This window comes from Pseudomonas sp. KCJK9058, assembly GCF_046230975.1.
In the GTDB taxonomy this organism is placed as follows: domain Bacteria; phylum Pseudomonadota; class Gammaproteobacteria; order Pseudomonadales; family Pseudomonadaceae; genus Aquipseudomonas; species Aquipseudomonas alloputida.
This window is the reverse complement of the sequence record NZ_JBJJLR010000049.1, coordinates 1-14,470: the sequence shown is the minus strand read 5'-3', so window position 1 is coordinate 14,470 and position 14,470 is coordinate 1. Positions and strand designations below refer to the sequence as shown.

Here is a 14,470-nt window from a genome sequence, read left to right as displayed (position 1 = left end):
ACGAATTGTAACCGGAGTGGGGGTAGGCCCACTCCGGGTGCGGCATCTGGCAGGCCGCGGGCAGCGCTTACTGCGGGCCCATCTTGTCCATCAGCGCGGCGAGCATTTCGTACTCTTCGGCGGTGAGGTCGGTCAGCGGAGTGCGCACCGGGCCAGCGTCGTAACCGGCAATTCTGGCGCCGGCCTTGACGATGCTCACGGCGTAGCCGGCCTTGCGGTTGCGGATGTCCAGGTAGGGCAGGAAGAAATCGTCGATCAGCTTGGCCACGGCGGCGTGGTCGTCACGGGCGATGGCGTTGTAGAAGTCCATGGCGGTTTTCGGCACGAAGTTGAACACCGCGGAGGAGTAAACCGGTACGCCCAGGGCCTTGTAGGCGGCAGCATACACTTCGGCGGTCGGCAGGCCACCCAGGTAGCTGAAGCGCTCGCCCAGGCGACGACGGATCGACACCATCAGTTCGATATCACCCAGGCCGTCCTTGTAGCCGATCAGGTTCGGGCAGCGCTCGGCCAGTTTTTCCAGCAGGTCGGCGTTCAGGCGGCAGACGTTGCGGTTGTACACCACCACACCGATGTTTACCGATTTGCACACCGCTTCGACGTGGGCGGCGACGCCGTCCTGGCTGGCTTCGGTCAGGTAGTGCGGCAGCAACAGCAAGCCCTTGGCACCCAGGCGCTCGGCTTCCTGCGCGTATTCGATGGCCTGACGGGTAGAGCCACCGACACCGGCGAGGATCGGCACCGAAGTGGCGCAGGTGTCGACCGCGGTCTTGATCACCTGGCTGTATTCGCTGGCGGCCAGGGAGAAGAATTCACCGGTACCGCCAGCGGCGAACAGCGCGCTGGCGCCGTAGGGGGCCAGCCACTCAAGGCGCTTGATGTAGCCAGCCGGGTTGAAGTCGCCCTGGGCATTGAAGTCGGTGACCGGGAAAGACAGCAGGCCGTGAGAGAGGATGGATTTAAGTTCTTGTGGATTCATTGTTGTTGGCATCCTGTGGCGCTTGGGTGAGGGGGTGTTGTTTTGCGTTGGAGGTAAGTTATCGTACAACTTGTGCGATGACTAGTCCTTTTTCAGAGTTTTGTGTTCTCGCCAGGGTGGCCGTCTGGATAGGTGTGTTGTGGCGCAGATCGAGCGCCGCCCGCGCGGCGCTTCGCGGGTAAACCCGCTCCTACGTTTGTTTCGGGCCAGTTATGCCTGTGGCATTTGCGCGCGGACGCCTTGGCGCATGCCTCGATATCGCGTCGTACAAACAAGGCGGTCGCGCGCGTCTGGCACAGGCGATACTGGCCCGAAACAAACGTAGGAGCGGGTTTACCCGCGAAGCGCCGCGCGGGCGGCGCTCGATTTCACAGGCGCAGCAGGTACGACGACAAACACATGGCAGTCATCGTATCTCTTAAGGGGAAGGAAAAAACGATCGCGGAGACAGGCATAAGCCCGCCGCCCGATTCCACGGGAAGTGTTCTGGGACCAGCAGAGGGTGACCGGGGAAACGGGGGTGGCCTTGCGCCGCCCCGCGATCAAAGCAGAGGAAACTGAAGGTCAGGCCGCGTGCTGGCGCTTGATTTGCGCCTTGCGTACCTGGGCCCGGCAAGCATCGCCGAAAGCCTGGAAGATCTTTATCGAGTCAGGGTTCTTCGCCGCCTGCCATTCAGGGTGCCACTGCACCGCGAACAAGAACGGCGAAATGCTTGGCGCATGAATCGCTTCGACCAGGCCATCTTCGGCACGGGCGATCGCTTCAATACCGGCGCCGAGCTTGTGCAGGCCTTGGCCATGCAGCGAGTTGACGCGAATCTCGTCGGTACCCAGGGTGTCGTGTAGCCAGCTGCCCGGCTGGATCTTCACCCCATGCACCTGGGCGTACTGCACTTCGACCGGGTCTTCCGGGTTTTCCCGGTGGTCATTGAACCCAGGTTCGGCATACACCTTCTGGTAAATGTCGCCACCCAGGGCCACGTTGATTTCTTGCATGCCGCGGCAGATGCCGAAAATGGGCAGGCCACGCTTGATCGCCGCCTTGACCAGCGGAATGTCGAACAGGTCGCGGTTCTGGTCCTGGCCTTTGCCTGGGGTCTGGTTTTCCTGGCCATACAGGGCCGGGTCGATGTTGCTGCCAGCGCCAGTCAGGTAAACGCCGTCGGCCATGTCCAGGTAGGTCTCGAGGTCGTCAGTGCCGCAGCAGGTAGGCACCAACACCGGGACGCAATCGGAGAACTCGACCAGCGGGGTAATGTATTTGTGGGTCATGACCTGGTAGTCATGGCCTTTGCGCTCTTGGCTGCCCATGGTCATCAGGACGACGGGTTTGCGCAGGGAAGGTTGCTTGTTGCCAATGTTGCTGTTGGACATATGTCACCTTGGGACAGGTTCGACCTGTCGTTGTTGTGCAGGCGCACGGCGCGGGGCCTTGGGTGCTGCCTGTAGCCCCGAGCACTGCCGGCTCGTCAGAGGCGACGATTCCGGTCGGGGCTTGTAGATAGCTTGCCAGAGCCGTTCGATATGTCAAACGACGGAAGCGGGCTTTAACGTGGGGGATACGCCGTTTTCTGGGGGCTGAAACCGATGCGGGCCTGTGGCGACGTGGGTTTGGCAGGGTCTGCGGTCAATAATATTTAACGATGCAGTTGGTTCATTGCAGCGGTGCAATGAATAGGTCGCTTGAAGTCACCTCGCTCCATGTGCGGCCTTGTGTCGCGAAGCCAACACCGTGGTGGATGGCACGGGCTTCGCCCGTGTTCGCGGGCAAGCCCCCCCCACAGGGATGGCGCCAGCTTTTAGAAATTGAGCAAGACAGTTGCTCCCACACGCTATCCGCGTTACACCCCAGGTTTTCAGCGCGGCTTGCGCAGCGCTGCATGCTGGGGGTTGAAGGTGAGGATCGCCAGCAGGGTGAACAATGCGGTCAACCCCAGGCACACCGCCAGCGCCAGCAGGTTCAACCGCTCATAAAGTGCAAACCGCACCAGCTCTACGGCATGGGTGAACGGGTTCACAGCACACAGCCAGTACAACCACTGGCTGGCCTCGCGCATTTTCCACAACGGGTACAGCGCCGACGACAGGAAGAACAGCGGGAAGATCACGAAGTTCATCACCCCGGCGAAGTTCTCCAGCTGGCGGATGGCGTTCGACAGCAATAGCCCCAGGGCACTGAGCATGAAGGCCACCAGCAGCAACGCTGGCAGCGCCATCAGCAAGCCCGCTGCCGGTGGTTGTACCCCGTATAACCAGGCAATGGCGAGGAAGGCATAGACTTGCAGCAGTGAAATCAATGAAGTTGCCAGCAGTTTGCTGCCCAGCAGGAACGGGCGTGGCAGCGGGCTGGTCAGCAACACGCGCATGCTGCCCATCTCGCGGTCGTAGACCATCGACAATGAGCCCTGCATGCCGTTGAACAGCAGAATCATGCAGGCCAGGCCGGGGATGATGTACACCTCGTAGGGGATGTAGGTGTCGTAGGGCTCGATGATGGCAATGCCCAGCGCTGCGCGAAAGCCGGCAGCGAATACCAGCAACCACAGCAGCGGGCGTACCAGCGCGCTGAGCAGACGTGTACGCTGCAGCACGAAGCGCAGCCATTCGCGCAGCATGATGCCGTTGAAACATTGCCAGTAAGCGTTCATCGGGCGTTGGCTCCTGAGGGGGCGTTGGTCAAGCGGGCAAAGGCGTGATCGAGGTCACCGCCGTGCTCAAGGCTCAGCGCATCGGCGGTACCGCTGGCCACCAGGCGCCCCTGATGCAGAATCAACAAATCATCGCTGGGCTGCACTTCGTCCAGCAGATGAGTGGCCCACAGCACACTGAGCTGCTGCTCGCGGCACAGCCGGCGCAGGTGCTGGTTAAGCGCCAGGCGGCTGGCCGGATCGAGGCCGACGCTGGCTTCGTCCAGCAGCAGCAGGCGCGGTTCATGCAGCAGCGCGCGAGCAATTTCCACCCGCCGCCGATGGCCGATGTTCAGCTCACGCACACGATCGCGCCGGCGTTCGCCAAGGCCTTGGCGGGCCAGTTCGGCTTCGACCCGCAGGTGGCTCTGACGCCGCGACAGGCCATGCAAGGCGGCGTGGTAGCGCAGGTTCTGCTCAACGCTCAGGTCCAGGTCCAGGGTGCTTTGCTGAAACACCACGCCCAGCTGGCGCAAGGCCGGGCGTGCAGCGTTGCGTAATGAGCAGCCGCACACGCGGATGTCGCCATGCTGCAGGTCGTACAGGCGCGTGAGCAGGGCGATCAAGGTCGACTTGCCGGCACCATTGGGGCCCAGCAATGCGGCGAAGCGCCCAGGTGCCAGGCTGAAACCGACCTGCCTGAGTGCCTCGCGCTGGCCATAGGCAAAGCTCACGTCACTGACGTCGAGGGCATTCATGGTGTCACCACCACGCCCCAGGGGTAGCGCCCGACTTTCACCGACTTGAGCACTTTGAGCTGCTTCACATCGATGACCGAAACGTCACCGCTGACACCGTTGGTGGCCAGCAACTGGCGCTGGTCCGGGGTGAATGCCAGCTGCCAGACCCGCCGCCCGACCAGCAGGTAGTCGAGCACATCAAAGGTCTTGGCATCGATCACCGCCACGTGGTTGGCCGGGCCCAAGGCGACGAAGGCGTACTTGCCATCGGCGCTGAGCTTGATGCCCACTGGCTGGACTTTGTCCGGGTGCACGCCCTTGATCTGGAAATTCAGGGTTTTCAGCACCTGGCGCGTGGCCACGTCAAGTATGGTCACCGTGCCGCCGATTTCTGCCGAGGCCCACAGGCGCGAACCGTCTTTGCTGAACTCGACGAAGCGCGGGCGCTGGTCGACCAGCGTGCTGTCGGCCAGGGTCTGGGTGCTGGTGTCGATCCAGTGCAGCATGTTGGTGGTTTCACTGGTGTTGACCGCCCACTTGCCGTCAGGGCTGACCGCCATGCCTTCGGGTTCGATGCCGACTTCGATCTGCCCGAGCACCTTGTCGGTGACGGTGTCGATCACTGTCACCAGCGCATCGTCCTCGTTGGACACATACAGCCAGCGGTCGTTGGGGTGCAGGGCGAACTGCTCGGGGTCCTTGCCGGAAGGCAGCTCCTTGATGATCTTGCGTGTGGCCACGTCCATCACCTGCACCCGGTCCGAATCGCTGGCGCAGATGTACAGCAGCTTGCTGTCGTGTGACAGCAGCAAGCCACGCGGGCGCTGGCCCACCGGCAGGGTTTCGGTGACTTCCAGCGTTTGCATGTCGATCAGGCTGAGGCTGTTGTCCTTCTCGTTGGAGACCCAGGCGGTGGCAGCCATGGCGTGACTGCTGGCCAGCGCCAGGGCGCCCGACAGCAGGCTGGGGTAAATCAGGGCCCGGTGGAAGAGGGGGCGGCGCATGGCGGATTCCTTATTGTTGTGGTTGTCGGGTCAGGGGTAGCTACACGTCACTTCGGGCTTGTCATAGCCCAGGCTGTCCATTTCGTTGAAGGGATGCAGGAAGCCCTCCTGCGGCGAGGTGCTGACCAGGGCGCGGGGCTGAACCAACGGGATCGGCTGGCGCAGTTCGCCGTTCCACGGGCGGTAACTGAGCTTGCGCCCCTTGAAACCGTCCAGCGGCAACTGCTCGCTGAGCAGCAGTTGCTGCAGCGCGCGCGGTTCGGCCAGGCGCAGCTTGCTTGCCGCACTGGCGACACTGCGCACAGCCATCCAGGCGGCGAAGTCACGGTCATTCATCCAGCGCCCGGCCTGGGCCTCGAAGCGTTTTTGCAACTGCGCCGCCCCGAAGGTTTCCACCGTCTTGTGCCAGCCCGTGGGGGTCAGGCCCTGGGTACCGGCCACCGGGCGTGGATACCACGTCTGGTAGGGCAGGTACTCGCCGAAGTCACCGCGTTCGTCGGCCACCAGTACCACATCGTACTCGGCAGTCTGGGTGAACAGCGGCATGTCGGCCTGGGCGCTGCGGCGCTGGTCGTTATCGAAGGTCCAGGTTTTTTCCGCGACCAGTTGCACGCCAAAGCGCTTCACCGACCGCCGCAGGGCAGCGGCGTAAGCCTGGTCGTCCGGGGTCTGGCCGACCACCAGCAATGCCCGTTGCCATTTGCGCAGTACCAGGAACTGCGCCAAGGCATCGGCCAGCATGGCCCGGCTCGGCAGGCTGTGCAGGACATTGCCCAGGCACTGGCTGCTGCGCAGGCTGTCGTCGGGGCTGCCGGCGTTGAACAGCAGGCTGTCGGGCAGGGCGGCAGACAGCGCGCGCAGGCTGGCGGCCGGGGCATTCACCACGAACAGGCGCAGGCCTTGTTCATGCTGGGCCCTGGCGGCTTGCAGCAGGGCCTCGGGGCTGTCGACATTGGCGCTGGTCAGCTGAAATTGCTGCTTCAGGAAGCGCCCGGTGCTGTTGCTGTCGACAATGGCCAGTTCGGCACCTTGGAGCCCGGCATCGCCGGGTTCGGGGATGACATTGGACAGCAGCGGGCCAGCGGCGGGGCGATAGCCCAGGTAGCCGATGCGTATGTGCAGCGGGGCTGCGGCCTGGCCCTGAGCAGCGGGCGCCAGGGGCGTAGCCAGCGTTGCGGCCAAGGCCAGCAGGCAGGTCAAGGCAAGGTGGGCAGGCTGGCGCATAACACACTCCACGGCAGATGGCGCCAGCATAGGAAGCCTGCCGGGAGGGGGGAATATGCAGAAAGTAGCGCTCGGCCGGTACCAAGGTAGTAATTCAGTGCGGGGGCCGCAGTTTTACGATGGTCCACAACGGCCTGAGGAGAACCGCTTGTGCGCCTTGTCAACTTGTCGGCCCTGTGGCGAGTCAACCTCTGGGTCACGTTATGCTTCGCCTTGGTGACGCTGGCTTGTGCCGGGGTGCTGTTGCACCAGGCGGTGGCCGACGTCGAGCGTGAGTTGCAGTCAGCCGAAGCCGTGGTGGCATACCTGGGCGACACCGCCGAACGCGACCCGGCAAACCTGCAGCCCGGCTTGACCAAGAGCCTGCGCCATGTGCGGGTGCATTGGCTGGCAGCGGGTGAGGTGCCAAGGCTGCCGCAAGAGGCCGGTATGGATGCCTGGCTCGGCCGCCAGTTGTTCGGCGAGCGCTACCACAGCAGCCGGCTGCTGGACTTGAGTGATGGCCGCCGCGTGTTGATTGCCGTGGATGCGCGGGATGAAATCGATGAAGTCTGGGACTCCCTGCAACAACTGCTTGTCGTTTGTGGCCTGGCGTTGTTGCTGAGCTTGTTGACCATCCGCTGGGCGGTACGGCGGGCCATGGGCCTGCTGGATGAGCTGCTGGGCGCCTTGCATCAGGTCTCAGGCGGGCAATTGACGGCACGCCTGCGCGAAGCCGGCCTGCCGGAAGCGCGCCAGCTGGCCAAACACTTCAACCGCATGGCCGCAACCCTGGAGCAGGCTCAGGCCGACAATGCCCACCTGACCCAGGCCCTGCTGGCGGTGCAGGAGCAGGAACGTACCCAGCTGGCGCAGACCCTGCACGATGATCTGGGGCAATACCTGGCAGGCATACGTGCCCAGCTATGCCTGCTGCGTATGGTGGCCGAACAGCCTGAAGTGGTGACGCAGACGGCGCAGGCCCTTGAATTCAATTGCGAGCGCCTGCAGCAGGGTTTTCGCGCGCTGGTGCACAACTTGTATCCGGTGGCGCTGCACTACATGCCGTTGGCCGAGGCCTTCGGGCTGTTGGTGAGCCAGTGGCAGGCCAGCCAGGGCATCGAATGCCGGCTGCGGGTTGGCGAGCACTTGCCGGCGCTGCCTGGGGCGAGCAGAACGCATTTGTACCGCTTGCTGCAGGAGGCGTTGACCAACGTCGCCCGGCATGCCGGTGCCAGCCAGGTGCGGGTGCGCCTGCAGCGCAGTACCAAGGGCTTGCGCCTGTTCATTCGCGACAACGGCTGCGGCGGGTGCCAGCCCCAGCGCCCAGGGGTAGGCCTGCACTCGATGGCCGAGCGCGCCCGCAGCCTTGGGGGGGAGTTACGCATTTTCAGCCGCCCGGGCGGTGGCTGGGCGCTGGCCCTTAACATTCCCGAGGAGGTGCGATGAATATCGTGTTGGTCGATGACCACGCCGTGGTCCGCCAAGGCTACGCCAGCTTGCTGCGGGCGGTGCTGCCATTGGTGCAGGTGCGTGAGGCCGCCAGTGGTGAAGAGGCGCTGGCCAGGGTTCAGGAGCAGGTGCCCAACCTGGTGATCATGGACTTTGGCCTGCCCGGTATCAGTGGCCTGGAAACCACCCGCCGCCTGCGCCAGCGCCTGCCGCAATTGCGGGTGCTGTTTTTCAGCATGCACGATGAGCTGCCGCTGGTGCGCCAGGCGCTGGATGCGGGTGCCTCGGGCTACCTGACCAAGAACTCGGCGCCCGAGGTGCTGATCGAGGCGGTGCAGCGGGTGTTGGCCGGGCATGCCTACATCGAGCAGCCCCTGGCCACCCAGCTGGCTTGCCTGTCACAGCAAAGCACCAGTGACCCGCGGTTGCAGCGCATGACCCAGCGCGAACTGGAGATATTCACGATGCTGGCCAAGGGCACCCCGGCGCGGGTGATTGCCGAGCAGTTGTGTATCAGTGCCAAGACCGTGTCCAACCACCTGACCTTGCTCAAGAGCAAGTTGCAGGTCAGCTCGCATGCCGAGCTGGTGCATCTGGGGATTGACCTGGGGGTGGTGCGCGTGGCGGGGTGAGGTATTTCATTGCACCTGTTGGGGCTGCGTCGCAGCCCACCGCGCACAACGGAATGTGTCCAGCCCCCGACATGTGTCCACCCCCGAATCAGGCGTAGGAGCGGGTTTACCCGCGAATACGGTGGCGGCGGCAACGGTGAACGGCGGGTGGAGATTGGCCAGCAGGCCCGGCCCTTTCGCGGGTAAACCCGCGCCTACGACGGAATGTGTTCAACCCCCGATGCGTGTCCACCACCGATCCGTGTGTGTAGGAGCGGGTTTACCCGCGAATACGGTGGCGGTAGCAACAGTGAACGGCGGGTGGAAATTGGCCAGCAGGGCCGGCCCTTTCGCGGGTGAACCCGCGCCTACAGGCCGCTCATTTGTCCCAGGTTTCAGGGCACCCCTTGCACCCCTCCATGTTGGCCTCCTGAAAATTCCCGTAATGCTGCCGCGCCCCGCGCAAATCGGCGTGTGCCAGGTTGCTCTGGCCAAACTTGGCCTCCTGCAGGTTGGCATCGCCCAGGTTGGCCGCTTGCAGGTCGGCCTTGCTCAACCATGCCATCTCCAGGTCCGCCGCCTGCAAGTTGGCCTGCTGCAGCTTTGCCCCGGACAGCCTGGCGAACTGCAGGTAGGCTGCGCGCAGGTCCGCCTTTTCAAACTGTGCACCCTGGGCGAACAAGCCCCAGCCTTGAATGGCCACCAGCCTGCTGTTGCTCAGGTCAGCCAGGCGCAGATTGCTCTGTTGCAGGCTGGCGCGGGTCAGGTTGGCACCTTGCAGGCGGGCTTTTTCCAGATTTGCCAGGTCCAGCTGGGCATGACGCAGGTCGGCATCGCGCAGGTCGGCACCGGCCAGGTTCATCTTGCGCAGGTCCTGGTTGGCCAGGTTGGCGCCGCGCAGGTTGGCCCCCGGGCACTGGCTGGCTTCGGCAATCACACAGCCGTTGATGGTCAAGGGGGTATCGTTGCCGGCGTCGTCGGCGCTCACTGCCAAGGCAGGGGATAGCGCCAGCAGCAAGGTAAAGGGCAGGTAATTCATGGCAAAAGCCTCTGGGCAGGAGAAGGGCAGAAACGGGGAGGGGCGCAGGCCGCTCCCCGCTGCAGGTCAACGCTGTGCAGTCTTGTTGTCCCAGCTCGGGATCTTGAACACCCAGAACGAACCACCCTGAGCCACCGGTTTGGTCAGCTCGGCCATGTCGCCGCCCCACAGCGGTACTGCACCGCCGTAGCCCACGGTCACGCCGATGTACTGCTCGCCGTCCTGCTCCCAGGTGATGGGCGGCGAGACGATGCCGCTGCCGGTCTGGAACTTCCACAGCTCTTTGCCCGTCTTGGCGTCGAAGGCCTTGAAGAAGCCGTCGCCCGTGCCGGTGAACACCAGGTTGCCCTTGGTCGCCAACACACCGGCCCATAACGGCAGGTGCTCCTTGTGTTCCCACACCAGTTTGCCGGTGGAAGGGTCCATGGCGCGCAATGTGCCGACGTGGTCGTCGTACATGCGCTTGATACGGAAGCCCATGCCCAGATAAGCCGAGCCCTTCTTGTAGTTCACTTCCTCGGTCCAGTATTCCTCTTTCCACTGGTTGCCGGGGATGTAGAACAGCCCGGTGTCCTGGCTGTAGGCCATGGGGTTCCAGTTCTTGCCGCCCAGGAACGGTGGCGAGACTTCCACCGGCTTGCCCTTGGTTTCACCCGGAAGCGGCTTGGCCGGGCGTTGGCCGGGGTTTTCCACCGGGCGGCCGGTCTTCAGGTCGATATGGCTGGCCCAGGTGATGTTGTCGACGAAGGGGAAGGCGTTCTGCAGCTTGCCGTTGTTGCGGTCGACCACATAGAAGAAGCCGTTGCGGTCGGCGTGGGCGGTGGCCTTGACCACGTTGCCGTTCTTGTCCTTGTAGTCGAACAGCACCAGCTCGTTGTTGCCGGAGAAGTCCCAGGCATCGTTGGGGGTGTGCTGGTAGAACCACTTGACCTCGCCGGTACTCGGGTCGACGCCGACCTGGCCGGAGGTGTACAGGCTGTCGAAGTCATGCGGGTTGCCGTCTTTCGACGTGCGCGCCCAGGTATTCCAAGGGCCGGGGTTGCCAGCGCCGACAATGATGGTGTTGGTCTCGGGGTCGAAGCTCGCGCTTTGCCAAGGGGCTCCGCCGCCGTGGCTCCAGGCTTCGACCTTGCCGGTTTCGGTGGTTGGGTCGTCTGGCCAGGACGGCGCCTTGACGTCACCGGTCGGGGTGCTGTCCTTGCCGTTCAGGCGGCCCATGTGGCCCTCGACGAAGGGCCGCATCCACACTTCTTCACCGGTGTCCGGGTCGCGCGCGAACAGCTGGCCGACCACGCCGAATTCATCGCCGGAGCTGCCGTGGATCAGCAGCACCTTGCCGCTGGTCTTGTCCTTGATCAGCACTGGCGCACCGGTCATGGTGTAGCCGGCGCTGTGGTCGCCGAACTTCTTGTTCCACACCACTTTGCCGGTGCGCTTGTCGAGGGCGATGACACGCGCATCGAGGGTGCCAAAGTAGATCTTGTCGCCGTAGATCGCCGCCCCGCGGTTGACCACGTCGCAGCAGGGACGAATGTTGTCGGGCAGGCGGTGGTTGTAGGTCCACAGGCGTTTGCCGGTCTTGGCATCGAGGGCGAATACCCGTGAGTACGAGCCGGTGACGTAGACCACGCCATCGCTGACGATGGCCTGGGATTCCTGGCCGCGCTGCTTCTCGTCGCCGAAGGAGTAGGACCAGGCCGGGGTCAGCTTGAACACGTTCTTGTCATTGACCTGGGCCAGCGGGCTCCAGCGCTGGGCATTGGTGCCCATGCCGTACTGCAGCACGTCCTGGGTGGTCAGGTGGTCATTGGCGATGTCTTCCCAGGTGACGTTCTTGCCGGCAGGTGCAGCGGGTGTGCTGGCCGCTGTTGCCACATTGCCCAGGGCCAGGCTACCGGCTATCAGCAGGACGCGCACGCTCAGGGCCAGCGGGGAAAGGGCGGGTAGCGATCTTATTGTCATGGTTGCAGTTCCCAGTGGAGGTTTTGGCCTGCACAGGGTGGGGCGCAGCGGCCATCGCGGGATACGGAAAAAGTCCCGCCCTTGCCGGGAATAGTTCCCGCACGGCACCTCAATTGGCCCTTCGCCACAAGCCCTACTACCAAGGGATTAAGGCTCGGCCACCAAAGCAGCATTCGGCCGCCCGCGGGCTGTTTCTAAGATGGCGGCACGGCCTCTGTGGTTGAGGCTTTGTGTGCAAAGGTGAGGGCATAACAATGACAACAAAATGCAATGTGTTGCTTGCTGCTGGGTTGCTGGCCGCAGCCGTGCTGACCGGTACAGCCTGGGCCCATGGCAACGTGGTGCCCCAGGCAGTGGAGACCAAGGGCCTGACCCCGATCAAGGACACTGGTGTGAGCCTGGACGGCGACGGCTGGGCCGCGGTCAACCCGTACCGCAGCTCGCCCGAGCACGAAAAGGCCGTGGAAATCGGCGCCTCGGCCTACAACCAGAACTGCGCTGCCTGTCATGGCCTGGAGGCCAAGTCGGGTGGTATCGCCCCTGACTTGCGCATGCTCGATGCGGGTGATGCCGGCGATGAATGGTTCGTCGAGCGGGTACGCCACGGCGCGGTTCGCGACGGCCGCGTGTACATGCCGAAGATGGCCGACTACCTCAGCCAGGAAGCCCTGTGGGCGGTGCGCACCTACCTCGACAGCGTGCACGTCGAGGAGTGACGGCCATGCGTCTGTGGGCGGTGCTGTTGAGTGGCCTGCTGCTGTGTTGCGCGGTGGCCCAGGCGCAGGTGCGCAACTATGACGCGATCATCGCCGCCGGCGAGCTCAAGGTGGCAGTGTACAAGGATTTCGCCCCCTACAGTTTCCAGGACCACGGCCAGCCGCGTGGTGTCGATGTGGAGCTGGCGCAGGCCCTGGCCACGGCCTTGGGGGTACGCCTGCAACTGATCTGGGCGCCACCCGGAGAAAAGCTCGACGATGACCTGCGCGACTACATCTGGCGTGGCAGCCCGCTGCGTCATCAGCAATTGGCCGACCTGATGATGCGGGTGCCTTACGATCGCGCCTACGCGCAGCGGCGCAACGAGCTGGGGGAGCTGGAAAACGCCCAGGTGGTGATGTTCGGCCCCTATCAGCAGGAGCGTTGGCAGGTGGCCTACGATCGCCGTCGCCTGGCCTCGGTGGCCAGTGTCGCGGTATTCCAGCAGCATCCTATCGGGGTCGAGGTGGACAGCGTGCCGTCGTTCTACCTGACATCGGTGTTCAACGGCATGCTCAGCGCCAGGACCCACCATTACCCCGGTGTGCAGCAAGCTTTCGCTGCCATGCAGGCCGGCCAGGTGGACGCAGTGATGGCGATGCGCGGCGAGGTTGACTGGCAGCTGCACCAGGCCGCCGACCCGCAACTGGCCTTGGCAGAAAACGCCTACCCGAACCTTGGCAAACAGGCCTGGGAAATCGGCATGGCCGTACATGAAAGCAACCGGCAGCTGGCCTATGCCGTGGAGGAGGCCATGGAAGCGATGATTCGCGATGGCCGGCTCAAGGCGATGTATGCCGCATACGGCCTGCGTTACGAGGTCCCGGAGATGTATCAATAGGAGTGGCCATGAACTGGCGAGCAACTTTCCTGCTGGCCTGCTGGATGCCCTGGGCCGCCCAGGCTGCGACACAAGGCACCCACACAGACCCGGTGCCTTCTGTGATGTGGGACTTCTACCACAAGCAGTTGCTGGGGCAGGCGGCGTTCGTGTTCGATGACCGTGTGAAGCTTCTGGCGCCGCCCTTTGCCGAGGATGCACGGCAGGTACCGCTGGAGATCGACGCCCGGGCGTTCACGGGCGATGTGGTGCGGATTATCGCCTGGGCAGAACTGAACCCTCTGCCGCGCATCGTCGACTTTCAGCCCGGCGAGCGCGTATTGCCCTGGTTGTCGATCCGCATCCGCATCGAACAGGCCACACCGTTGCGCGCCGCCGTACTGACACGCGATGGCCTGTGGCACGTTGGTTCGACCCTGATCGATGCTGCCGGCGGCGGTTGTACCGCACCCAGCGTGGTGCGCACCCAGCCCGGCTGGGAGGAGCATCTCGGGGAGGTGCTGGGCGGGCGCTACCCGCGTGGCGACAGCAGCCGCCTGCGCCTGCAGGTGGCCCACCCGATGGATAACGGCCTGGTCAGCGGCATTCCTGAATTCTTTCTCAACCATGCCGAGTTGCAAGGTGCAGATGGCCAGCGCCTGGCCAGCCTGGAGCTGTACCCGGCGGTCAGCGAAAACCCCAACCTGGGCTTTGACATTCAGGGCCCGGGGCCAACACGGCTGCTGTTGCAGGACAACAGCGGCAACCAGTTCGAGGCGGCGCTGCCCTGAGCGCGTTGTCTGATTTCACCCTGAACCGAGGCACCGTCATGCGTTGGATCCTGCTGTTGCTGCTGTGCCTGGGGCTGCCGGCCCAGGCTGATCTGACGTACCGGCTTACCCCCCGGCAGATCGCCGAGGGCACCTGGTTGCTGGAAGGCAGCACCGACAATTTCGCCAAGGCCAATGGCGGCAATGTGGTCAACACCGCGTTCATCGTCACCGACAGCGGTGTGGTGGTGATCGACAGCGGGCCGTCGAAGGGCTATGGCGAGGCATTGCGCAAGGCAATTGCCACCCTCACCGACAAGCCGGTAGTGGAGGTGCTGCTGACCCATCATCATCCTGACCATGTGCTGGGCAACCAAGCCTTTGCCGATGTACCGATCGGTGCCCTGGCCGGCACCCGCGACCTGCTGCGCCAGCAAGGCGATGCCATGGCCGAGAGCATGTATCGCCTGGTCGGCGACTGGATGCGCGGTACCGAGGTGGTGCTGC

At 63.9% G+C, this 14,470-nt stretch carries 14 protein-coding genes; 6 read left to right on the top strand and 8 right to left on the bottom strand.

Annotation, left to right across the window (positions count from 1 at the left end; all coding sequences use genetic code 11):
• Positions 1-67 precede the first annotated feature (67 nt).
• From kdgD to ACK59Z_RS21400, 6 genes are all read right to left on the bottom strand, one after another.
• A complete protein-coding gene (kdgD, locus tag ACK59Z_RS21425) occupies positions 68-979 on the bottom strand; it encodes a 5-dehydro-4-deoxyglucarate dehydratase (protein ID WP_003247703.1) in 912 nt (303 codons plus the stop codon).
• A 564-nt stretch (positions 980-1,543) separates the two neighbouring features.
• On the bottom strand, positions 1,544-2,353 hold the full coding sequence (locus tag ACK59Z_RS21420; RefSeq protein WP_004575279.1) for a gamma-glutamyl-gamma-aminobutyrate hydrolase family protein: 810 nt from the start codon (positions 2,351-2,353) through the stop codon (positions 1,544-1,546).
• Between the two features lie 482 nt (positions 2,354-2,835).
• On the bottom strand, positions 2,836-3,627 hold the full coding sequence (locus ACK59Z_RS21415) for an ABC transporter permease (protein ID WP_010953586.1): 792 nt from the start codon (positions 3,625-3,627) through the stop codon (positions 2,836-2,838).
• The gene (locus tag ACK59Z_RS21410; RefSeq protein ID WP_003254104.1) at positions 3,624-4,364 is read right to left on the bottom strand and encodes an ABC transporter ATP-binding protein; all 741 of its coding nucleotides are present in this window, start codon (positions 4,362-4,364) and stop codon (positions 3,624-3,626) included. The genes ACK59Z_RS21415 and ACK59Z_RS21410 overlap by 4 nt, the downstream gene beginning before the upstream one ends.
• Positions 4,361-5,350 carry a YVTN family beta-propeller repeat protein gene (locus ACK59Z_RS21405; RefSeq protein WP_054888204.1) on the bottom strand — a complete coding sequence of 330 codons (990 nt, stop codon included), beginning with the start codon at positions 5,348-5,350 and terminating at the stop codon, positions 4,361-4,363. Before ACK59Z_RS21405 ends, ACK59Z_RS21410 begins: the two co-directional genes overlap by 4 nt.
• 30 nt (positions 5,351-5,380) lie before the next feature.
• Positions 5,381-6,574 carry an ABC transporter substrate-binding protein gene (locus tag ACK59Z_RS21400; RefSeq protein ID WP_108191630.1) on the bottom strand — a complete coding sequence of 398 codons (1,194 nt, stop codon included), beginning with the start codon at positions 6,572-6,574 and terminating at the stop codon, positions 5,381-5,383.
• Between the two features lie 150 nt (positions 6,575-6,724).
• Between ACK59Z_RS21400 and ACK59Z_RS21395 the strand changes: the two genes are divergently transcribed.
• A complete protein-coding gene (locus tag ACK59Z_RS21395; RefSeq protein WP_070095501.1) occupies positions 6,725-8,002 on the top strand; it encodes a histidine kinase in 1,278 nt (425 codons plus the stop codon).
• Positions 7,999-8,637 (top strand): response regulator transcription factor, encoded by a 639-nt coding sequence (locus ACK59Z_RS21390; RefSeq protein ID WP_003254098.1) that lies wholly within the window; start codon positions 7,999-8,001, stop codon positions 8,635-8,637. Before ACK59Z_RS21395 ends, ACK59Z_RS21390 begins: the two co-directional genes overlap by 4 nt.
• 358 nt (positions 8,638-8,995) lie before the next feature.
• Here the strand turns inward: ACK59Z_RS21390 and ACK59Z_RS21385 are convergent, their stop codons facing one another.
• Positions 8,996-9,655 (bottom strand): pentapeptide repeat-containing protein, encoded by a 660-nt coding sequence (locus ACK59Z_RS21385; protein WP_003254096.1) that lies wholly within the window; start codon positions 9,653-9,655, stop codon positions 8,996-8,998.
• Between the two features lie 66 nt (positions 9,656-9,721).
• Complete coding sequence (gene exaA, locus ACK59Z_RS21380; protein WP_033726729.1) at positions 9,722-11,617, bottom strand: quinoprotein ethanol dehydrogenase; 1,896 nt, start codon at positions 11,615-11,617, stop codon at positions 9,722-9,724.
• A gap of 254 nt (positions 11,618-11,871) precedes the next feature.
• On the opposite strand from exaA, the gene pedF reads away from it, so the two are divergent.
• The 4 genes from pedF to ACK59Z_RS21360 all read left to right on the top strand — a co-directional run.
• Positions 11,872-12,333, top strand: coding sequence for a cytochrome c-550 PedF (pedF, locus tag ACK59Z_RS21375; RefSeq protein ID WP_014860448.1), 462 nt, complete (start codon positions 11,872-11,874; stop codon positions 12,331-12,333).
• A 5-nt stretch (positions 12,334-12,338) separates the two neighbouring features.
• Positions 12,339-13,214, top strand: a complete 876-nt coding sequence (locus tag ACK59Z_RS21370; RefSeq protein ID WP_108191629.1) for an ABC transporter substrate-binding protein — start codon at positions 12,339-12,341, stop codon at positions 13,212-13,214.
• Between the two features lie 8 nt (positions 13,215-13,222).
• A complete protein-coding gene (locus tag ACK59Z_RS21365) occupies positions 13,223-13,984 on the top strand; it encodes a quinoprotein dehydrogenase-associated SoxYZ-like carrier (RefSeq protein ID WP_047603008.1) in 762 nt (253 codons plus the stop codon).
• Positions 13,985-14,022: 38 nt separating this feature from the next.
• Positions 14,023-14,470: MBL fold metallo-hydrolase (locus ACK59Z_RS21360; protein ID WP_409293643.1), on the top strand; the 448-nt coding region annotated here is incomplete at its 3' end.